Origin of the sequence: Defluviimonas salinarum, assembly GCF_026013545.1 — a bacterium.
Classification (GTDB): Bacteria; Pseudomonadota; Alphaproteobacteria; order Rhodobacterales; family Rhodobacteraceae; genus Albidovulum; species Albidovulum salinarum.
The window spans coordinates 1-2,365 of record NZ_JAPDOG010000076.1; the positions used below are offsets into that span (position 1 = coordinate 1).

A 2,365-nucleotide genomic window follows, 5' to 3' on the forward strand; every position below is an offset into this window, starting at 1 on the left:
ACTGGCGCAGGGTCGCAACCCGTTACGACAGATGCGCCAAGACCTTCCTTTCCGCCGTCGCACTCGCCGCAACCGTCCTGTTCTGGCTTTGACGATCAATGAGTCTGGAGCCTAGGTCGGCCCAATGCCGCCGTCTATCCAAGATGTCCGTGTCGCGACGCGGCCTGCCGTAGTGGACATTCTTGCAAAGTGCAGCACCCCAGGGGCGGCGTGACGGCAGCACGGGCAGAGGCACCGCGAGAGGTTCCGCCAAGCTATAGACTTGAAGTGCAAATGCCTCATACTTGCTAGATCGCTCCCAACATGGGGTGGGCAACTCGATATGAAACCGCCGAAATTGCGTGAGGGTGTCGACGAGGGCGGTTCGACCCTCCCGCGCGAGCGCATGCTTTCTCCGGACCAGTACCAGGTGCTTTCTTGTTTCGACGAGGATGCCAGGCGTGCCATGGAGGCGTCCGCCCGCCATGCCATAGCCTATCGATCGGGTCTTGCCGGTGCTCCGGCAAAGCCGAAAAAACGGCCCCTCGAGCTCAATGGCTTGGCTGAACTTCCTCTCCCTGAGATTGGGGATGATGCCCTGTCGGTCATCGAAAGCCTTGTTTCCGAGGCGTCGGATGGCCTTCATGCCCGCGCGTCACCACGCTTCTTCGGATATGTCTGCGGAGGATCGGTACCAGTCGGTGTCGCTGCGGACTTTCTTGTATCGGCGTGGGGACAGGTCGCGGCTTCATCGTGGGAATGCCCGTCGCTGGCTCTGATCGAGCAAACCCTCTGCCGCTGGTGCCTCGAACTGCTCGACCTGCCCAGGGAGAGCGGGGTCGGAATAGTCACCGGAGCGACGGTTGCGAATACTCAGGCGATAATTACGGCCCGCGATGCACTGCTCGCGCGGTTGGATTGGGACGTGGCCAAGAGCGGGCTTTTCGGGGCACCTCCATTTCCCGTGTTGATTGGGGCAGACGCCCATTCCGCCCCCCTTGCCGCGCTCCGCTACGCGGGGCTTGGCACTGATCGGGTCGTCCGGCTCGCGACCGACGATCAAGGTCGTGTTCATCTCAATGGCTTGATGGAGGCGCTCGCCAGGTGTGAACACGCACCGCTTGTCGTGTTGCAAGCCGGGCAGATCAATACCGGCGCTTTCGATCAATTCGAAGAGGCTATCCCATTGGTTCACGAGCGGGGAGGTTGGGTGCATGTCGACGGAGCTTTCGGACTCTGGCTTCATGCAGTGCCTGAGCTGCGCGGTCGTCTCGCCGGCGTCGATGCCGCAGACAGTTGGGCCGTCGATCTGCACAAGTGGCTAAACGCGCCTTACGACTCCGGGCTCTGCATCGTGCGTGAGCGGGCAGCGCTGGTACAATCCATGTCCGCCCGCGGCGCCTATCTGCCTGAGGTCGGCGAAAGCTGGGACCCGAGCGACTCGACGCTTGAACTAAGCAGACGTGCCCGCGGAATACCGAGCTATGCGATCCTGAAGTACCTGGGGGCAGCAGGAGTGCGTGCGATGATCGCCCGCCACTGTGCGCTTTCGGTCTATCTGGCCGAGCTGCTCTCTGCCGAACCGGGTATCGAAATTCTGAATGACGTGGTGTCCAACCAACTGGCGATCGCCTGCCAGGACGATGACGCCACGACGAAGGTTCTGGAGCGTGTGCAGGCAAACGCGAAAGTCTACCCCAGCCATGGCGTTTGGCGCGGTCGACGGATCATTCGGGTGTCGATAATCAACTACGCAACGGACCGTGCGGCCATTGATATGCTCGCCGATGAAATTTTGACGGCTCATCGGGAGATCGCCTCCGGCTCTGACCCTCTCTCGCGATCTGCGGTAAATCGATGAATGTCCAGGATTCCTACAGGCCGATCTCCGTGCCAAATAGGGAGCCGATGTCCTCGTCCGAGCTGACATGCGCAGCCGGTCCAGAGCGGCCACTCGTCGGAATCATCGGCGCTGCGTTGCAGCTTCCTGGAAGCAATCCTTGGAGGGTCGACGCGGCATTTCTACCGACCGAATGACGACACAGCGGACGAAGCCGTCATCGGATAAACGAAGGAGTTACATCTACTGCTCGTTGCGGCCGCCTTTCAGGATCTGGTGTGTCATACTGGATTGTCGGATTGCTGAAGCGCCGTCACGGATGTAACCGCTCATCTGTTGACCCATGCTTTCGGACTTCGAATAATACGAATTAAAGAGCCCGTGGTTTCGTGAGCACTGACGGCCCCCTTGAGAGGTAGACATGCCGGAATGCCCCGCCGCACCTGAGTGGTCCGTTTTGAGTGTTAGTGCATGATCGGCCTTTGGTCTATCGGGACGATGGTTTCAGGAGCCGGCGGACGGTAGCCCAGAGCACTGTGTGGTCGC

1 protein-coding gene and 1 pseudogene are annotated in these 2,365 nt (G+C 60.4%); both read left to right on the top strand.

The features are described from left to right. Positions 1–92 (top strand): annotated as a pseudogene (locus OM960_RS25255) (IS5/IS1182 family transposase); the annotation flags it as partial. Positions 93–322: 230 nt separating this feature from the next. Further along, the gene (locus OM960_RS25260) at positions 323–1,840 is read left to right on the top strand and encodes a pyridoxal phosphate-dependent decarboxylase family protein (protein ID WP_264773919.1); all 1,518 of its coding nucleotides are present in this window, start codon (positions 323–325) and stop codon (positions 1,838–1,840) included. Positions 1,841–2,365 lie beyond the last annotated feature (525 nt).

Coding starts and splice junctions, on each gene's coding strand:
- OM960_RS25260 (WP_264773919.1), top strand. CDS start 323: ATGAAACCGCCGAAATTGCGTGAGGGTGTCGACGAGGGCGGTTCGACC.